Raw genomic sequence first — 17,073 nt, 5'->3', positions numbered from 1 at the left:
CGCGGCACGGGAGGATGGTCCCGCACCCCGACCGCGCCTGAACCAGGAGCAGCATGCCCGACACCGTCGTCCCCTCCGCCCTCCTCCACCTCCGCGCCTCCGGCGTCTCGCTCGTGCTCGACCTGACCGACGGCCGCCTGCCGGCCGTCGTGCACTGGGGCGCCGACCTCGGCGAGACGACCGCGGCGGACCTCGAGACGATGGCGCTGGCCGCCGTCGAGCCGATCGTCGGCAGCATCGCGGACACCCCCGTCCGCCTCGCGATCCTCCCCGAGGCGCACACGTCGTGGACCGGCAAGCCCGGCCTCGAGGGCCACCGCGCCGGCGCCGACTGGTCGCCGCTGTTCCGCGTGACCTCCGCCACCTTCGACGGCGCGCCCGTCCCCGCGGGCGTCGACGGGCGACCCGGATCCGCGTCCGCGGGCCCCGCGCTCGTGCACGTCGACGCGGTCGACGAGGTCGCGGGCCTCGGGCTCGCCCTGGACGTCGAGCTGCTGCCCTCCGGCCTCGTGCGCACGCGCGCCGAGGTGACGAACGCCGGCGACGGGGAGTACGCCGTCGGCGCCCTCCAGCTCGCGCTGCCGATCCCGCCCGAGGCCCGCGAGATCCTCGACTTCGCCGGGCGCTGGGGCCTCGAGCGCACGCCGCAGCGCCGGGAGCTCGTGGTCGGGATCCACGAGCGCGAGGGCCGGAAGGGGCGCACCGGCCCCGACGCCGCGACCCTGCTCTCCGTCGGCACGCCCGGCTTCGGGTTCCGCCGCGGCGACGTCTGGGGCGCGCACGTCGCCTTCAGCGGCAACCACCGCCACTACGCCGAGCGCCTGTCGACGGGCCGCCAGGTGATCGGCGGGGGCGAGCTGCTCCTGCCCGGCGAGGTGCGCCTCGCGCCCGGCGAGGCGTACGCGAGCCCGTGGGTCTACGCGGCGTTCGGCCACGGCCTCGACGACCAGGCCGCCCGCTTCCACCGCCACCTCCGCGCGCGCGACACGCACCCGCGCCGCGACCGGCCCATGACCATCAACGTGTGGGAGGCCGTCTACTTCGACCACGACCTCGCGCGCCTCACCGACCTCGCGGATGGCGCCGCGGCCCTCGGAGTCGAGCGCTACGTGCTCGACGACGGCTGGTTCCGCCACCGCCGCGACGACCACGCGGGGCTCGGCGACTGGTACGTCGACGAGGACGTCTGGCCCGACGGGCTCGACCCGATCATCGACCACGTGCAGGCGCTCGGCATGGAGTTCGGCCTGTGGTTCGAGCCGGAGATGGTCAACGAGGACTCGGACCTCGCGCGCGCCCACCCGGAGTGGATCATGGCCACCGGCGGCCGCCTCCCCGTGCGGGCGCGCGACCAGCAGGTCCTCGACCTGGCCATCCCCGAGGCGTACGCGCACGTCCTGGAGCGGATGACGGCGATCCTCAGCGCCCACGACATCGCGTACATCAAGTGGGACCACAACCGCGACCTCGTCGACGCCGGCATCGCCCCGCGCGGCGAGGCGGGCGTGCACCTCCAGACGCTCGCCGCGTACCGCCTCATGGACGAGCTGCGGGCGCGCTTCCCGGGCCTCGAGATCGAATCGTGCTCCTCGGGCGGCGCGCGCGTCGACCTCGGCGTGCTCGAGCGCACCGACCGCGTGTGGGTGTCCGACTGCATCGACCCGCTCGACCGCCAGACGATGATGCGCTGGACGATGCAGCTCCTCCCGCCCGAGCTCCTGGGCTCCCACATCGCCTCGGGCGTCAGCCACACCACGGGCCGCGCGCACCGGCTCGCCTTCCGCGCGGGCTCGGCGCTCTACGGCCACCTCGGCATCGAGTGGGACCTGGCGCAGGCCACCGACGAGGAGAACGCGGACCTCGCGGAGTGGATCGCCCTCTACAAGGAGGAGCGCGCCCTGATGCACACCGGCACGGTCGTCCGCGCCGACGAGAGCGACCCCACGCTGCTCGTCTACGGCGCCGTCGCGGAGGAGGCCGACCGGGCGCTGTTCTTCCTCGCGTCGATCGGCCGCTCCGAGGTCTCGCCGCGCGGCCGCATCCTGCTGCCGGGCCTGGACCCCGCGCGCCGCTACCGCGTCGAGCCCGTGCGCGTCGGCACCCCCGAGCCCGGCTTCACGGCCCCGGCCTGGTGGGACGGCGTCGAGCTCACCGGCCGCGCCCTGGCGGCGTCCGGCCTGCACGCGCCCGCGATGCTGCCGGAGTCGATCGCGATCCTGCGGGTGACGGCGGTCTGACCCGCGGTCTGACCCGCGGCGCACATGACGACGGCCCGCCGCGCGCTCCCCGAGGGGACGCACGGCGGGCCGCATCGCGTGGATCAGAGGACGGGCGCCGCGTCCTCCGGCTCGTCGTCCCAGGCGCGCGCGACGGTGAGGCTCTCGCCGTCGGGCGCGAGGTCGACCCGCACGGCGTCGCCGTCGCGCACGTCGCCCGCGAGGAGCTCGCGCGCCAGGCGGTCGTCGATCTCGCGCTGCATGAGGCGGCGCAGCGGCCGCGCGCCGTACAGCGGGTCGTGGCCGCGCTCGGCGAGCCAGCGGCGCGCGTCGGGTGTGACGCCCAGCGTGAGCCGACGGTCCGCGAGCCGCACGCCGAGCCGGTCGATGTAGAGCTCGACGATCTGGCCGAGGTCCTCCATCGACAGCGTCTGGAACACGACGATGTCGTCGAGCCGGTTCACGAACTCCGGCTTGAAGGTCTGGCGCACGAGCTGCTGCACGGCCTGCTCGCGGCTCTCGCGCGGCAGCGACGCGTCGCTCACGAACTGCGAGCCGAGGTTGCTGGTGAGCACGAGGATCACGTTGCGGAAGTCGACCGTGCGGCCCTGGCCGTCGGTGAGCCGGCCGTCGTCGAGCACCTGCAGCAGCACGTCGAACACCTCGGGGTGGGCCTTCTCGACCTCGTCGAGCAGCACCACCGAGTACGGGCGTCGCCGCACGGCCTCGGTGAGCTGGCCGCCCTGCTCGTAGCCGACGTACCCGGGAGGGGCGCCGACGAGGCGCGAGACGGAGAACTTCTCCCCGTACTCGCTCATGTCGATGCGGATCATCGCCTTCTCGTCGTCGAACAGGAACTCCGCGAGCGCCTTCGCGAGCTCCGTCTTGCCGACGCCCGTGGGGCCGAGGAAGAGGAAGGACCCGGTGGGCCGGTCGGGGTCCGAGATGCCGGCGCGCGTGCGGCGCACCGCGTCGGCGACGCTCCGCACCGCCTGCTTCTGGCCGATGAGGCGCTTGCCGAGCTCCTGCTCGAGGTGCAGCAGCTTCTCGGTCTCGCCCTGCAGCAGCCGGCCGACGGGGATCCCCGTCCAGGCCGCCACCACCGCGGCGATGTCCTCGCCCGTGACCTGCTCGTTGACGAGGCGCTCCTCCGCCGACGGCACCGACTCGGCGGCCTCCGCCTGCGCGACCTCGCGCTCGATCACCGGGATCTCGCCGTAGAGCAGGCGCGACGCCTTCTCGAGGTCGCCCTCGCGCTGGGCCCGCTCCGCGCGGATCCGCAGCTCGTTGAGCTCGTCCTTCAGCTTGCCGACGCGGTTGACGCTCGCGCGCTCCGCCTCCCACCGGCGCTGCAGGCCGCCGAGGGCCTCCTCGCGCACGGCGATGTCCTCGCGCAGCTTCTCCAGCCGCGCCTTCGACGCCTCGTCCTTCTCGCGCTTGAGCGCGAGCTCCTCGAGGCGCATGCGGTCGACCGCGCGGCGCAGCTCGTCGATCTCGACGGGCGACGAGTCGATCTCCATGCGCAGCCGCGACGCGGCCTCGTCGATGAGGTCGATGGCCTTGTCCGGCAGCTGGCGGGCGGGGATGTAGCGGTTCGAGAGCGACGCGGCCGCGACGAGCGCCGCATCCGTGATGGGCACCTGGTGGTGCGCCTCGTACCGGCCCTTGAGCCCGCGGAGGATCGCGACGGTGTCCTCGACGCTCGGCTCGCCGACGTAGACCTGCTGGAAGCGGCGCTCGAGCGCGGCGTCCTTCTCGATGTACTGGCGGTACTCGTCGAGCGTGGTCGCGCCGATGAGGCGGAGCTCGCCGCGCGCGAGCATGGGCTTCAGCATGTTGGACGCCGCGACGGACCCCTCGCCGCCGCCCGCGCCCATGAGCGTGTGCAGCTCGTCGACGAACGTGATGACCTCGCCGTCGGCCTCGTCGATCTCCTTCAGCACCGCCTTCAGCCGCTCCTCGAACTCGCCGCGGTACTTCGCGCCCGCGACGAGCGCCGCGAGGTCGAGCGAGACGAGCTGCTTGCCCTTGAGGGAGTCGGCCACGTCGCCGGCCACGATGCGCTGGGCGAGCCCCTCCACCACGGCGGTCTTGCCGACGCCGGGCTCGCCGATGAGCACCGGGTTGTTCTTCGTGCGCCGCGTGAGCACCTGGCTGATGCGCCGGATCTCCGCGTCGCGTCCGATGACCGGGTCGAGCTTGCCGCTCTTCGCGATCTCGGTCAGGTTCACCCCGTACTGCTCGAGCGCGGTCTTCGCGTTCTCGTCGGTGGCGGGTGCGCCCTGCATGTTGGCCAATGCGTTCCTTCCTTCACGTACTTGAGTCTGGGTGGCTCAAGTTTACGCCCGGCCGGCGCGGACCGCTACCGGCCGGCCGCGGCGACGACCGCGGCGGCCACGTCCTCCGTCACCATCCCCGCGTTCGCCATCGCGCCCGCCATGGTGCCGGCGGCCATCGCGACGGGCACGTTGGCGGATCCGCTCGAGGCGTTGCCCGCGATGAGGAGACCGGGGACGCTCGTCTGGCCCGTCGCATCCGCCGTCACGAACGGGCCCCACGGGGTGTCCTCGGTGGCGGCGCCGAGCGCGCGGGCGAACCCGTCGCGCGGGGAGACGCCCGGCATCGCGAAGAGCGAGTCGAGCGGGAGGATCCGGCCGTCGGCCAGCTCGACGCCCTCGAGCGCGCCGCGCTCACCGAGCACGCGCGTCACGGGCGACTCCTCCACGCGGATCCCGCGGGCGTCGATCCCGGCGCGCGTCGCGGCGTCGATCTCCAGCGGCTGGCCGGACGCGGTGCCGCCCGCGACGAGGAACGTGATGTCGGGCGACCACTGGCGCAGCATCTGCACGTGGTGGAGGCTGCCGGGTCCGGTGGCGAGCACGCCGATGCGGCGGTCGCGCACCTCGTAGCCGTCGCAGTACGGGCAGACGACGACGCCGGCACCCCAGTGCGCGGCCAGGCCGGGGACCTCGGGGAGGACGTCGGCGAGGCCGGTCGCGAGGATCACGCGGCGGGCGCGGACCTCGACGCCGCCGTCGAGCGTCACGCGGAAGCGCGGGCCGGTCGGCCGCTCCCCCGCGGATCCCGGGTCGATCGCCTCCACCGCCTCCACCCGCCCGTCGACCACGACGCCGCCGTAGCCCTCGATCTCCCGGCGCCCCTCGGCGACGAGCTGGCGGGGCGGCTTCCCGTCGTGGCCGAGCACGCCGTGCATGTGCGCGGCGACCGCGTTGCGCGGCTGGCCGGCGTCGACCACGAGCACGCTCCGGCGGGCGCGCGCCAGCATGAGCGCCGCGCTCGATCCCGCGACGCCTCCGCCGACGACGACCGCGTCCCACTCGTCCCGACCTGCGATGCCCTGTGCGATGCCCTGAGTGATGTCCATGCGTCGAGCCTCGCCGGTCCCGTCGTCTCGCGCACGGTTCCTTGCGGGAATGGCAAGCCCGGTGGGCCGGGGACACGCGAGGGGCGCGGAGCGTCAGCTCCACGCCCCTCACCTGCCGCTCACGGGGATCAGCCCGCGGCGACCGCCAGCTCGTTCGGCGTGACCTCGAGCGTGGAGCTCGAGAGCACGTCGCCCGTGGCGAGGTCGACCGCGTGGATCTCCTTCGTGGCCGGCTCCGTGACGTAGCCGACGCCGTCCGCGACCACGATCGCGGGGTGCGGGTCCTGCCACTCGACGGGGCTCTCCCAGGCGTCGACGACGGGGAACGCGTCGGTCAGCTCGCCGGTGGCGGGGTCGAGCACGTGGATCGCGCCGTCCGAGGCGAGGATGTAGGCCTTGTCGTCCGGTCCGCGCGCGACGTCGCGGAAGGTGTAGCCGACGCCCTCGGGCAGGTCGACGACGCGGAGGGTCCCGGCCTCGGTGTCGATCAGGGTCACCGCGTCGAGCAGGTAGCCCTCGGCGTCCGGGTCGGTCTTGTAGTCGCCGACGACGATGGGGCTGGTCTCGCTGACGTACGCGTTGCCCATGCGGCCGTAGGGCTGGTCGGGCGCCTGCAGCTTCGTGAACCCGCCGTCCGTGTACAGGATCGCGCCGTCCTCGCAGCCGAAGACGACGGCCTCGCCGGCCGCGGTGCCCTCGCCGTGCACGCCGGGGCACTGGTCCGTCTGCGCGATGACCGCGCCGGACGCGTCCCGCGCCTCGACGCCGTTCCGGCCGTCCGCGTTGCCGACGGTCGTGAGGAAGGTGCCGTCCTCGAGCACGATCGAGACGCCGTGGTGCGCCTCGACGCCCGCGATGGTCTCGGTCTCGGGCAGGCCGTCGGTGGAGGCGAGCGCGGCGGTGTCGAAGACCGTGGTGTCGCTGGTGCCGTCGGCGTAGAGGATCGTCTTGCCCGCGTGGCGGACGACGTGGCCGGGGGTGTCGGCGGGGAACACGGTGTCGGTCAGCTCGGCCTCGTCGGAGCTGCCGGCCGCGGTGTCGAGCACCTGGAAGCCGTCGCTCATCGTGACCATGACGTGACGCTCGTCACCCGCGGGGTTGAGGCGGGTGAACTCCTCGGAGTCGAAGTCCGAGACGGTCTCGAGGGTCTCGCCGTCGAGGACGAGGATGCCGCCCTCGTACGAGACGGCGACGCGGGAGCCGGCTGCCTCGCCGGATCCGGCCTGAGCCTCGGAGGACGCGGAGCCCTCCGGTGCGGGGGTGGAGCAGGCCGCGAGCGTCGCGGCGAGCCCCAAGGTGACGGCGGCGATGCCGGTCCGTCGGAGACGTGGGGTGCGCATGGTGTTCCTTCTCTGTGTGGGTGGATCGCCGGCGCTCAGGGGGAGAGCCCGGTGGCGATGCGCTGCGTGTTGACGCGCATCATGGCGAGGTAGTCGGGGGCGTCGCCCTCGGGACCCGTGAGGGACTCCGTGAACAGCTCGACCACCTCCACGCGGATGTCGGCCTCGCTCGCCAGCGCCTGCACGAGGCGGTCGGGCGAGGAGGATTCCGCGAAGATCGTGGGGACGCCGGTCTCCTCGACCGCCGACACGAGGTCGGCGAGGTCGCTGGCGGAGGGCGCGGCGAGGGTGGTGCCGCCGGGGATCACGGCGCCGACGACCTGGAAGCCGAAGCGGTCGGCGAGGTATCCGAAGACGTGGTGGTTGGTGACGAGGGCGCGGCGCTCGGCGGGGATCGCGCCGAACGCGGCGGTCATCTCCTCATCGAGCGCCTCGAGGTCGGCGCGGTAGCCGGCCGTGTGCGCGGCGACGGCGGCGGGATCCACCCCGGCGATCCCCGTGAGCACCGGCTCGAGCGCGTCGACGACGTCGACCATGCGCGCGGGGTCCGTCCAGAAGTGCGAGTCCGGCATGCCCTCCGCGTCGCCCTCGGCGTAGTCGAGGACCTCGATGGCGTCGCCCGCGACGAACATCGGCACGTCCGCCGCGGCGGCCGCGTCGAGATGCTGCTGCAGGCCCTCCTCGAGGCCGAGGCCGTTCGAGACGACGAGGTCCGCCGAGCGGAGGCGCGCGGCCTCCTGCGCGGAGATCTCGAACGAGTGCGGATCCGCGTTCGGCTTCATCAGCGTCACGACCTCGGCCTCGTCGCCCACGAGCTCCTCGACGACGTCGCCGAGGATGTTGGTGGAGACGTACACGGTCGGCCGGTCGTCGCCCGCGGAGGCGCAGCCGGTGAGGGCGAGGGCGGTCGCGGCGGCGGCCGCGGCGCCCGCGAGCGCGGCGGGGAGGCGGCGGGCGCGGGTCCGGGTGCCGGTGCGGGTTGGGCTGGCGGCGCTCATCGACCGGTCTCCGCGGTGAAGGCGGGCTCGGTCGCCGTGTCGAAGGTGCGGGAGACGCGTGCGCCGTCGGCGAAGTCGATCTCGTGCAGCCGGCGCTCGACCGGCCCCGCGAGGTAGGCGCGCTGCTGGTCGGCGACGAGGGTCGGGATCCGGCCGGCCGCGAGCGAGTCGGCGACGAGCGGGCCGGAGTCGGCGACCACCGCGCCGTCCGCGGCGGACATCACGAGCACGCGGCCGTCGGCGGTGAGGGCGAGGAGGATGTCGTCCGCGTCGTCGACCGCGGTCACGTGCACGAGCGGCGCCGGGGCAGGGAGGAGCGACCAGGAGCGCGCGCGGGTGTCGAGCATCCAGACGCCCTGATCGCCGGCGAGGCCCGCGACCGTCGGGCGGCCCTCGCGGTTGTCGAAGGACGTGGCGGCGGGGGCGGTGGTCCCCTCGGGGTACGGGATCCGCTCGACGGACAGCTCCTCGCCGTCGACGCTCGCGAGCAGGGCGCCGTCGCCGCAGCCGATGACCGCGCCGACGCGCGTCGTGATGGTGCCCGCGGGATCCGGGCACGCCTCGACGAGGCCGGTGCGCTCGCCGTCGCGCGTGACGCCGACCACCGTGGCGTCGGCGCCCTGGCCCTCGGTGACGAGCGCGAGGGATCCGACGGGCACGACCAGCCCGGGCCCGGGCTCGCCGTCGAGGCGGAACAGCTCCGTGACCTCGCCCTTCGACAGCGCCTCGGTGTCGAGCAGGACGGCCTCGCCGGAGCCGGGGAAGAAGAGGCCCGTGCCGCCCGTGGTGGAGAGGTTGGTCGTGGCGATCGTGGCCGGGCCGTCGCCCTCCACGGTGCCGAGGAGGCGCGGATCCGCCTGGTAGTAGTGGAAGTGGTCGACGTGGTCCCAGGTCCAGACGCCGCTGTCGACGATCTCGACGCCCGCGTCCGTCTGCGCGAACAGGTAGCGGCCGTCGGTGTCCACGGCGGTCGGCGCGCCGATGCTCCCGAGGTCGGCGACCGACTCGTCGAGCAGGTCGAGGTGCGTGACCTGGCCCTCCGGGTCGATGGAGGTGAGCCCCAGGCGCGGCTCGGCGAGCTCCGCGGCGCCCGTGACGGCGCCGTGCCCCTCCCCCGTCGCCTCGGCGCTCGGATCCTCGGCAGGCGCGTCCGCGGGCCCGGCGGAGCAGGCGGTCAGGGCGAGCGCGAGGCCGGCCAGCAGGGGGATGGTGGGGATGCGGGAGCGCACGTGGTCCTCTCGTCGGGGGATGGGGCGGGGGTCGCGGCGGTCGGCCGTCGCGGGGGTCAGGGGGTGCGCGCCTCGGTGGCGGCACGGGCTCCCGCGGGTTCGACGGCAGGAGCGGCCGCGGCAGCACGGGCCGGGGCGGGCGCGGCGCCCCGCTTCCCGCGGATGCGCAGCGCCGTCAGCCCGGCGCGCGCGGCCCCCGAGAGCGCGGCGACGGCGATCGCGGTGGCCGCCACCGATGCCCCGGCCGCGGTCGCCGCGTGCCAGGAGACGAGGAGCCCCACGAAGACGGAGGCGATGCCGAGCACGGCGGCGAGCGCCATGCGGGTCGGGATCCGCGCGGTCCAGTGCCCGGCCGCGACGGCGGGCGCGAGCAGCAGGCCGACGACGAGCAGGGATCCGACCGCCTGGTACGACGCGACGACCGCGAGGGTCACGAGCCCGACGAGCGCGGCCTGCGCCGAGCGCGGGCCGAGGCGCAGCACGGCGGCGATCCGCGGATCCAGCGCGAGCGCCACGAGCGGCCGGTGGAAGGCCCACGCGACCCCGAGCCCCACGACCGCGGCGCCCGCGAGCAGGGCCACGTCGAGGGAGGTGATGGCGAGGATGTCGCCGAAGAGGATCGCGGTGGCGTCGGTGGCGAAGCTGCCCGAGTGCGAGATCACGACGACGCCGAGGGCGAGCATCGCGACGAAGAGCATGCCGATGCTCGTGTCGTAGGAGAGCCGGCCGCGGCGCTGCAGGGCCGCGATGCCGAGGCTCATGGCCACCGCGCTCAGCGCTCCCCCGACGAGCACGGGCAGCCCGAGCACCGTCGCGAGCGCCACGCCGGGGAGCATCCCGTGGGCGAGCGCCTCGCCGAGGAACGCCATGCCGCGGATGACGACCCACGTGCCCACGACGCCGCAGAGGATCGCGACGAGGGCGCCACCGACGAGGGCGCGCTGGAGGAAGTCGAGGGCGAAGGGCTCGAGGATCCCGGAGAGGAGGAAGGGCACGATCATCGACCGTAGTCGAGAATGAGAACGCTTATCAAATAGGTAGGATCGACCCCATGCCCTCTCCGTCGACCCGCGATCCCGCGGCCGTCCTGCACGCCGTCCACGTGGCGTTCGGCGACCGACGCGCCCTCGACGGCGTCGACCTGCGCCTGGATCCCGGCACCCTCACGGTCATCGCGGGACCGAACGGCGCCGGCAAGTCGAGCCTCCTGGAGGTCGTCGCGGGCACCCGGATCCCCACGTCCGGCACGCGCACCGCGGTCGACGACGCCGCATTCGTCCCCCAGCGCGCCGCCGTGCCCGACCACCTGCCCGTGACCGTCCGCGACGTCGTGACGGTGGGCGCGTGGGGTCGCGCCGGACGCTGGCGGCGCCTCGACGCGGAGGCCCACGCCGCCGTCGACCAGGCCATGGACGACCTCGGCATCGCGGATCTCGCGTCCCAGCCCTTCGGCGCGCTCTCCGGCGGCCAGCGCCAGCGCGCGCTCCTCGCGCAGGGCCTCGCCCGCGGCGCCCGGCTGCTGCTGCTCGACGAGCCGACCACCGGGCTCGACGCCCCGAGCGCCGAGCGGATCCGCGCGACCCTGCGCGCCCAGGCCGACCGCGGCGTCGCGGTCGCGTGCGTCTCGCACGACCCGGCCGTGCTCGCCGACGCGGACCGCGTGGTGCGGCTCGAGGACGGCCGCGTCGTCGCGGACGCCGGCTGAGGAGGCGCGCGCCTCGCCGCGCACCTCGCGCCGGCCGCACCGGCCGCACCTCAGTGGCGGTGCTCGCCGTCCCACGCCGGGAACGGATCCGCGTAGCCGTGCCACGCGTCGGGCCCGGCCACGAGCTCGTCGGGCGCGAGGAGGCAGGCGCCGAGGATCCGGTCGATCCGGCCCCCGTCGATCCGCTCCCCCACGAACGTGATCTCCTGGCCCGCCGGCGACTCGGGATCCCAGCTGACCATGCCCGTCGGATCCAGCCGCAGCACGTCGCCCGCGGTCGCCCACATCCCGACCGTCGCGGGTCGGGACGCGAGCCGCACGAGCCCGCGGGAGCGCACGATCCGGCCGGCCGGGCCCGGCACGAGGTCCCGCGCCACGGCCGCGTGCAGCCGGCCCGGGTGGAACGGCCGCGGGTCGCGGAAGACGTGCACGCCCATGCCCTCGCCGGGGTCCGGCGGCGCGACCCCGGCCAGCGCCGCCTGCCAGCCCATCCCCGCGGCGAGCCGTCGCGCGCGCTGCGGGCCGATGCGGATCGGGGCCGCCGCGAGCGACGCCCGGTCGCCGACGGGCACGACGCGCGCGGCCGGGGCGAGGAGCGCGAGCAGGGCGGTCGCGCGCCGCGCGTCCGGGGTGGGCCGCGCGGGATCCAGACCGTCGAGCACGACGACGCTCGCGCACTCGAGGCGCCCGGCGAGCCGCTCGGCCGCGTCGATCGGCGTCGCGTCGTCGTCGCGCGGGTCGAGGAGGAGGTCGCGGACCTCGGCGACGGACGTGACGGCGACCACGTCGAGGATCCCGATGGGCGTCGCCCCGGGGTGCCGCGCCTCGACGACGTGCTCCAGCACGAGGGCGACCTCGAGCGGATCCGCGGCCGGCTCGAGCGCGACGACCGCGAGCCCGGTGCGCCCGTCGTCCGCGTCGGCCATGAGGCCGTCGGCGAGGTCGGCGCCGAGGTCGCCGCTGTCGCCGCCCGGCGCCTCGACCACCGACGCCGGGTCCGCCTCGGGAGCGCCGACCACGGCAGCCGCGACGCGCGAGGACGCCTGGAGGTCGCTCGCGGAGACGAGGGTCACGGCGAGCCCGCCGCGGACGACGGGGCGCGGGGCGTTCGCGTGGGGATCCATGCGCCGAGTCTAGAAGAGAACCGTTCTCATCAACGGCGCGAGGGGCGGCGCGCGGCGACCTAGGCTGCCGGAGGGGACCGAGAGCAGGGAGACGGCATGGCCGAGGACGTGGATCCGCGCGACGGCGATGGGCGCGACGGCACGGGCGGCGACGCAGCCGGCGACGCGACCGAGGCCGTGCGCTTCGGCCTGGACGGCCTCATCCACGAGGTCGACCTCGACGCCGCCGAGGCCCGCGCCCTGCGCGCCGTGCTCGCGCCCTACGTCGCGGCCGGGCGGCGCACGACCGTGACGATCACGCCGATCCGCGACGAGCCCGTGTCCCCGCCGACCACCGCCGCCCCGACGGGCGAGCGCGGCGCGGCCCGCGCCTGGCTCGAGGCGAACGGCCACCGGCTCGGCCCCGGCGGCCGCATCTCGGCCACGCTCATGACGCTCTACCGGAGCCGCGACGGCCGCTGACCGCCGCCCCGCCTGACCGGCGCCCCGGCACACGGCACCCCCGGCACAGCCGGCACCACGCCACGATGGATCCATGAGCACCGAGCACCGCCTCTTCCCCGCCGTCCCGCGACTCGAGGGCGAGCGCGTCATCCTCCGCCCGTTCTCTCCCGCCGACGTCGACGCGATGGGGCCCGTCCTCGCCGACCCCGGCGTCATCCGCCTCACGGGATCCGCGCACACCACCGCCGAGGTCGACGAGATGGCCGCCCGCCGCGAGCTCGACGACCGGACCCGCACCTGGTACGCGACGCGCGCCGAGCAGACCGACCGGCTCGACCTCGCGCTCGTCGACCGCGCGACGGACGCCTGCGTCGGCGAGGTCGTGATCAACGACTGGAGCCCCGAGGACCGCAGCGCCAACCTGCGCATCCTCATCGGTCCCGCCGGCCGCGACCGCGGGCTCGGCTCGGAGGCGGTGCGCCTCGTGGTCGACCACGCGTTCGCCGCGACCGACCTCGAGCGGATCTCCCTCGAGGTCATGGACTTCAACCCGCGCGCCCGCCGCGTCTACGAGCGCGCCGGCTTCGTCGAGGAGGGCCGCCTCCGCGCGGGCTTCCGCTTCGACGGCGAGCCCGTCGACGTGATCGTCATGGCCCTGCTCCGCACGGATCCGCGGCCCTGAGCCGCGCGTCGGAGTCCCCGCCGCCCGGACGGGATGTCAAGGCCCGTGACGGGGCACCGGGACCCTCGTAGCGTGCGGGTCATGAAGCACATCACCTACGCCGAGAAGTCGCTGCTGGTCGGCGACGCCGCGGCGGACGCGCTCCTGGAGTACGCCGCCGCCCTGGCCAGCCACGGCCGAGGCGAGCAGATCACCATCCACGCGATCAGCTCCGACGGCGACGAGGTGGAGGCGACCTTCCTGCTCGGCGCCGGCGCGCCCCTGATGGCGGAGACCACGCGCAGCAACCTGCCGGAGCCCGACAACAGCGCCACCGTCGCGTCCATCCGCGAGGAGCTCCGGCGCATGGAGCACCCGGAGCCCGTCACCGGGAGCGACCCCGCCCACGACTCCGGCGACTACATCGACTTCGACACCTTCCAGAGCAACTGACCCGAGGATGCGCCGGGGCGCGTCAGACGACGAGCTCCCTCCCGAGGACGCGCCCGGCGACCTCGACCACGCCGAGCCGGTTGGCCCGCGCGTGGTCCCGCATCAGGGCGAACGCGTCCTGGACGCTCGTGTCCCGGTCGTAGGCCAGGAACCCCTTGGCCTGCTCGATGACGGTCCGTCCCTCGACCGCCTGCTCCAGGAGCAGGTCGAGCGCCGTCCGCTCGTCCTCTCCCGGGCGGGGGACGAGGCTGAGCCCCGCGACCTGCACGAGCGCCTGCACCAGGGCCAGCGCTGCCAGGCTCCGACGTCCCTCGCTCGCGTAGAAGAGGTTCAGCCCGCCGACGGTGCGATCCCCGATCCTCAGCGGGACCGCCACGCCCGACCGGAAGCCCGCATCCGCCGCGGAGGCGACGAAGGCCGGCCACCGCTCACGGACCTGCTCGATGTCGGGGACCTCCACGAGCGCACCCGTGCGCACGCACTCCACGCAGATCCCCTCCTGCGTCCCGATCTGCGTCTCCTCGACGTCCAGGGTGCGCTCGTTCGACGACGCGACGGCGTGCAGGCCGCCGTCGGCGTCCGTGATCACGATGGCCGCCTCCACGGCGCCGGCGCGGTCCACGCACGCCCGCACCAGGACGTCCATGGCGTCGAGGACGCCCACTCCGGAGCGGACGATGCCGACGACGTCCTCGAGTCCGTCCAGCTGGGTCGTGGTGGGTGCGCTGTCATCCATGGTCCGACCCTACGGACCCGGCGGCCGCGCGTGTCCGATGGAGCGCTTCTCCCGGGTCACCGCATGGCTTGCGGGAGACGCCCTCTCATCCGGTGCGGGTGAAGTCCAGGGCCCGGTCGATGACATCCTGCGCAACGGCCCGCACGGTCCGATTCGCCGCGAACGCATGACCGCGCAGGACGAGGAGCGCATCCGGAGCCGAGACGCCCATCTGCGCCATGGTCATGCCCGTCGCCTGGTGCACTTCTCGCCGTGAGTACAGGCCGTCCCACTCTCCCGATTCCCCTGACGGCTCCCCGACCTTCTCGAGTGCACCACGGAGCGCCCACCAGGCGACGGTGCGCGACCAGCGGGTCGCGTCGAGGACCTGTTGCGGCGACATCTGCCGAGGTCGACGCGAATACAGCGTGACGGCCCCGACATCGATGCGACCGACCACGAGCGGGAAGGCGAACAGGGCTCCGAGACCGGTCTCCCGAAGGGCGTGCTGCGCCATCGGCCATGACGCGTTCGACGCCTGTCGCACGTCAGCGATGAGCACCGGCCGGCCGGAGGCGAGGGCTCCCCAGCACGGCCCTTCGCCGAGATCGAGCTGGATCTCGTCCAGAGCTGCCGCCCATGCGCCTGTCGCCCACACGGTCTCCGAGCCGAGCGGCGACCCGAGGGTGGACACAGCTGCCCCCTCCATGCCGAGAGCACGAATGGGATCGCTGCGCAGGTCGGCTTCCGCCGATGCTGTCTCGTCCACGTCGATCCCGGCGCTGTCGCACCCGTCGCCCTCATGCACGGATCTGCTTCCGAGAGCGGCCCGCCGTGGAGCCGGCCGTCAGCAGGAGGGCCTCGACCCACCGGGCATCGATGACGGGGGGACGACTGCCGGAGGACGTGGACCTCAGCGGCGACTCCGGGGCGATCCAGACGGTGCTGCGCCCGTCGCGCTCAGAGGCAGGGTCCTTCCTCGAGCACGTGGAGCTCTCGCGCCGACGGAGCTCGTCGACGATCATGACCTGCAGGTGCGCGAGCGCCCGGTCGTCGATCTGGGTGCGGGTGGTCGTGTCGTGGATCAGGTGGCCCATGGCCGTGGATCCCCTCGTCGGGATGAGACCGCGAGGTGCTCCTCGAGGCTGCTGTGATCACGCGCCTCGGGGTCCGGGAGGGGTATTGCCACAGTATGTGGCTTTCGCCCGTGCGTCGCGGATGCACAGGGCACGACGGAGTTCCGGATGCTCCAGCGCACGCCTCGACGAAGTCGCCTGACCGAGCGGTCGGGAAGGGCCTAGCCTCGAGTTGCGCCCTCATGTCGCGACCGGATGGTCATGCTCCCTTCGCGGACGCGCACCAGGGCGCTCCCGACTGGGAACGTGCAGAAGGGTCACTCACGAGGACGATCTCGCGGTGCTGACTACCGAAAGAGCGATCATGGGCTACCTCCTCTACAACTCCTCCAGCCGCACCGAACTTGACGACCGTGCCCTCGCGCACCTCCAGATCGCGATCATCGGCAAGCTCCGCCGCAAGGAGAGCTTCCCGTTCTCCTGGAAGAACTCGGCCGCCGATGGCGACGGACGCCGCACCATCTGGATCGCGCCGGAGATCCCCCTCGAGTTCGTGTTCCACGGCGGTCGCGCGCCGGCGATCAACAAGGCCTGGGTCGAAGCCCTCATGCTGACCGCCAACACCGCAGCGGGCCTCCACCTCGTCCCCGAGCCCGAGGAACCCGCCTAGGACGCAGGAGCGCGATGGATCGCACCACCTCTGCGCTAACGCATGTGCTGCTGCCTGAGCAAGGGGGAAGGCATCTCCGCGTCATCCTCCTTGGCTGGACGGAGGAGGACACATGCGACGCACCACCATCCACATCGACGGCCACGGCTACCGGGTGGCCCAGAACCAGGACATCGAGTCCATCAAGCAGGCAGCCATCGAGGCCGTCCGCGATGGAGGGGACTTCGTCACGTTGACGCTGGTCGGCAACCGGGAGCTCCAGGTCCTCGTCAGCACCGGCGTCGCCATCACCGTGCAGACGGACGAGGTCCCGGACGACGACCGGGATGACGGCAACCTCGCCGTCCCGTTCGACTACCCGGAGTACGAGCACTGGCTCGCCTAGCAGCCGGCGCTCATGCCCGGCTCAGGGGCGGCGCTCCGACTCGGAGAGGCTCGCCGACGCGCTTCCATTCGCGGGCGTCCCAGCTGGCGAGGTCCGGGGCCGGGGCCGGGACCGAGGACCCGCCCTCGGGCTCGACCCCAGCGGGGCGGCATGGCCGCCTCCACCTCCTTGTCGACGGTGCGGGAAGGCACCGGCATCCCATCGCTGGTTGACTTGCAGCATGCAGCTCATCCACTACAGCGATGACACGTACGCGACCGGCGACGAGATCGCGTACGCCGTGATCCGATACGCCGAAGCGCTCGCGCTGGTGGAGTCCTCCGCCACCGTCGGCATCCCGTTCCGTCGCGCAGACGCCACCGTCGGGCATCTGGAGATGCTCGTCGGACCTGCCAGCCAGATCGTGCTCGAGAGCAGCCCCGACACCACCGACGATGAGCTGCGCGACGCCGACCTCGTGGCGAGCATCACCGAGAGGACCCTCCTCCTCAGCACCGATCAGTGCACGTCGATCGACATCGACGACCAGAGCGACGCCACCTCCGCGGTTCCTGACGAGCTCTGAACGAGGCCCTGGCGCGGGAGGAATCCGACGAGAAGGGTGCCTGATCAGCAGATGCAAGGCTTATGATCTCCCCGCCGCACCCATCGATGACCCCACGCAGCACCTGC

18 protein-coding genes are annotated in these 17,073 nt (G+C 74.0%); 8 read left to right on the top strand and 10 right to left on the bottom strand.

Annotation, left to right across the window (positions count from 1 at the left end; translation table 11 throughout):
• The first annotated feature begins 53 nt into the window (after positions 1-53).
• Entirely contained in the window at positions 54-2,237 is a 2,184-nt protein-coding gene (locus ACT7CP_RS01360) for an alpha-galactosidase (protein ID WP_445443064.1), read from the top strand.
• A gap of 83 nt (positions 2,238-2,320) precedes the next feature.
• Here the strand turns inward: ACT7CP_RS01360 and ACT7CP_RS01355 are convergent, their stop codons facing one another.
• The 6 genes from ACT7CP_RS01355 to aztB form a co-directional block, all read right to left on the bottom strand.
• Positions 2,321-4,513 carry an ATP-dependent Clp protease ATP-binding subunit gene (locus ACT7CP_RS01355; protein WP_445443063.1) on the bottom strand — a complete coding sequence of 731 codons (2,193 nt, stop codon included), beginning with the start codon at positions 4,511-4,513 and terminating at the stop codon, positions 2,321-2,323.
• Between the two features lie 65 nt (positions 4,514-4,578).
• Positions 4,579-5,601 carry an NAD(P)/FAD-dependent oxidoreductase gene (locus ACT7CP_RS01350; RefSeq protein ID WP_445443062.1) on the bottom strand — a complete coding sequence of 341 codons (1,023 nt, stop codon included), beginning with the start codon at positions 5,599-5,601 and terminating at the stop codon, positions 4,579-4,581.
• 128 nt (positions 5,602-5,729) lie between these two features.
• Entirely contained in the window at positions 5,730-6,941 is a 1,212-nt protein-coding gene (gene aztD, locus ACT7CP_RS01345; protein ID WP_445443061.1) for a zinc metallochaperone AztD, read from the bottom strand.
• Positions 6,942-6,976: 35 nt separating this feature from the next.
• On the bottom strand, positions 6,977-7,939 hold the full coding sequence (gene aztC / locus ACT7CP_RS01340; protein ID WP_445443060.1) for a zinc ABC transporter substrate-binding protein AztC: 963 nt from the start codon (positions 7,937-7,939) through the stop codon (positions 6,977-6,979).
• Positions 7,936-9,168 (bottom strand): ABC transporter, encoded by a 1,233-nt coding sequence (locus tag ACT7CP_RS01335; RefSeq protein ID WP_445443059.1) that lies wholly within the window; start codon positions 9,166-9,168, stop codon positions 7,936-7,938. The genes aztC and ACT7CP_RS01335 overlap by 4 nt, the downstream gene beginning before the upstream one ends.
• A 56-nt stretch (positions 9,169-9,224) precedes the next feature.
• The gene (aztB, locus tag ACT7CP_RS01330; protein WP_445443058.1) at positions 9,225-10,169 is read right to left on the bottom strand and encodes a zinc ABC transporter permease AztB; all 945 of its coding nucleotides are present in this window, start codon (positions 10,167-10,169) and stop codon (positions 9,225-9,227) included.
• Between the two features lie 50 nt (positions 10,170-10,219).
• Here aztB and aztA point away from each other — a divergent pair, with 50 nt between their 5' ends.
• Complete coding sequence (gene aztA / locus ACT7CP_RS01325; RefSeq protein ID WP_445443057.1) at positions 10,220-10,873, top strand: zinc ABC transporter ATP-binding protein AztA; 654 nt, start codon at positions 10,220-10,222, stop codon at positions 10,871-10,873.
• A 50-nt stretch (positions 10,874-10,923) separates the two neighbouring features.
• Here aztA and ACT7CP_RS01320 read toward each other — a convergent pair whose 3' ends face one another.
• The gene (locus ACT7CP_RS01320) at positions 10,924-11,997 is read right to left on the bottom strand and encodes a CobW C-terminal domain-containing protein (protein ID WP_445443056.1); all 1,074 of its coding nucleotides are present in this window, start codon (positions 11,995-11,997) and stop codon (positions 10,924-10,926) included.
• 96 nt (positions 11,998-12,093) lie between these two features.
• Here ACT7CP_RS01320 and ACT7CP_RS01315 point away from each other — a divergent pair, with 96 nt between their 5' ends.
• From ACT7CP_RS01315 to ACT7CP_RS01305, 3 genes are all read left to right on the top strand, one after another.
• Positions 12,094-12,459: an Lsr2 dimerization domain-containing protein gene (locus tag ACT7CP_RS01315; RefSeq protein ID WP_445443055.1), complete on the top strand. Its 366-nt coding sequence runs from the start codon at positions 12,094-12,096 to the stop codon at positions 12,457-12,459.
• 73 nt (positions 12,460-12,532) lie between these two features.
• Positions 12,533-13,123: a GNAT family N-acetyltransferase gene (locus ACT7CP_RS01310; RefSeq protein WP_445443054.1), complete on the top strand. Its 591-nt coding sequence runs from the start codon at positions 12,533-12,535 to the stop codon at positions 13,121-13,123.
• A gap of 81 nt (positions 13,124-13,204) precedes the next feature.
• Complete coding sequence (locus ACT7CP_RS01305; protein WP_445443053.1) at positions 13,205-13,555, top strand: hypothetical protein; 351 nt, start codon at positions 13,205-13,207, stop codon at positions 13,553-13,555.
• Between the two features lie 22 nt (positions 13,556-13,577).
• Here the strand turns inward: ACT7CP_RS01305 and ACT7CP_RS01300 are convergent, their stop codons facing one another.
• The 3 genes from ACT7CP_RS01300 to ACT7CP_RS01290 all read right to left on the bottom strand — a co-directional run bounded on the left by ACT7CP_RS01300 (position 13,578) and on the right by ACT7CP_RS01290 (position 15,367).
• A complete protein-coding gene (locus tag ACT7CP_RS01300; RefSeq protein ID WP_445443052.1) occupies positions 13,578-14,291 on the bottom strand; it encodes a GAF and ANTAR domain-containing protein in 714 nt (237 codons plus the stop codon).
• Positions 14,292-14,376: 85 nt separating this feature from the next.
• Positions 14,377-15,078 carry a GAF and ANTAR domain-containing protein gene (locus ACT7CP_RS01295; protein WP_445443051.1) on the bottom strand — a complete coding sequence of 234 codons (702 nt, stop codon included), beginning with the start codon at positions 15,076-15,078 and terminating at the stop codon, positions 14,377-14,379.
• Positions 15,071-15,367 (bottom strand): DUF7882 family protein, encoded by a 297-nt coding sequence (locus ACT7CP_RS01290; protein WP_445443050.1) that lies wholly within the window; start codon positions 15,365-15,367, stop codon positions 15,071-15,073. The genes ACT7CP_RS01295 and ACT7CP_RS01290 overlap by 8 nt, the downstream gene beginning before the upstream one ends.
• A gap of 343 nt (positions 15,368-15,710) precedes the next feature.
• Here ACT7CP_RS01290 and ACT7CP_RS01285 point away from each other — a divergent pair, with 343 nt between their 5' ends.
• The 3 genes from ACT7CP_RS01285 to ACT7CP_RS01275 all read left to right on the top strand — a co-directional run bounded on the left by ACT7CP_RS01285 (position 15,711) and on the right by ACT7CP_RS01275 (position 16,966).
• A complete protein-coding gene (locus ACT7CP_RS01285) occupies positions 15,711-16,016 on the top strand; it encodes a DUF7882 family protein (protein WP_445443049.1) in 306 nt (101 codons plus the stop codon).
• A 112-nt stretch (positions 16,017-16,128) separates the two neighbouring features.
• Positions 16,129-16,401, top strand: a complete 273-nt coding sequence (locus ACT7CP_RS01280) for a hypothetical protein (RefSeq protein WP_445443048.1) — start codon at positions 16,129-16,131, stop codon at positions 16,399-16,401.
• 220 nt (positions 16,402-16,621) lie between these two features.
• Entirely contained in the window at positions 16,622-16,966 is a 345-nt protein-coding gene (locus ACT7CP_RS01275) for a hypothetical protein (RefSeq protein ID WP_445443047.1), read from the top strand.
• Positions 16,967-17,073: the final 107 nt, after the last annotated feature.

The organism is Clavibacter rahimiani (assembly GCF_052654495.1).
The sequence above is the reverse complement of the archived record's forward strand: the minus strand, read 5'-3'. Positions and strand labels throughout refer to the sequence as shown.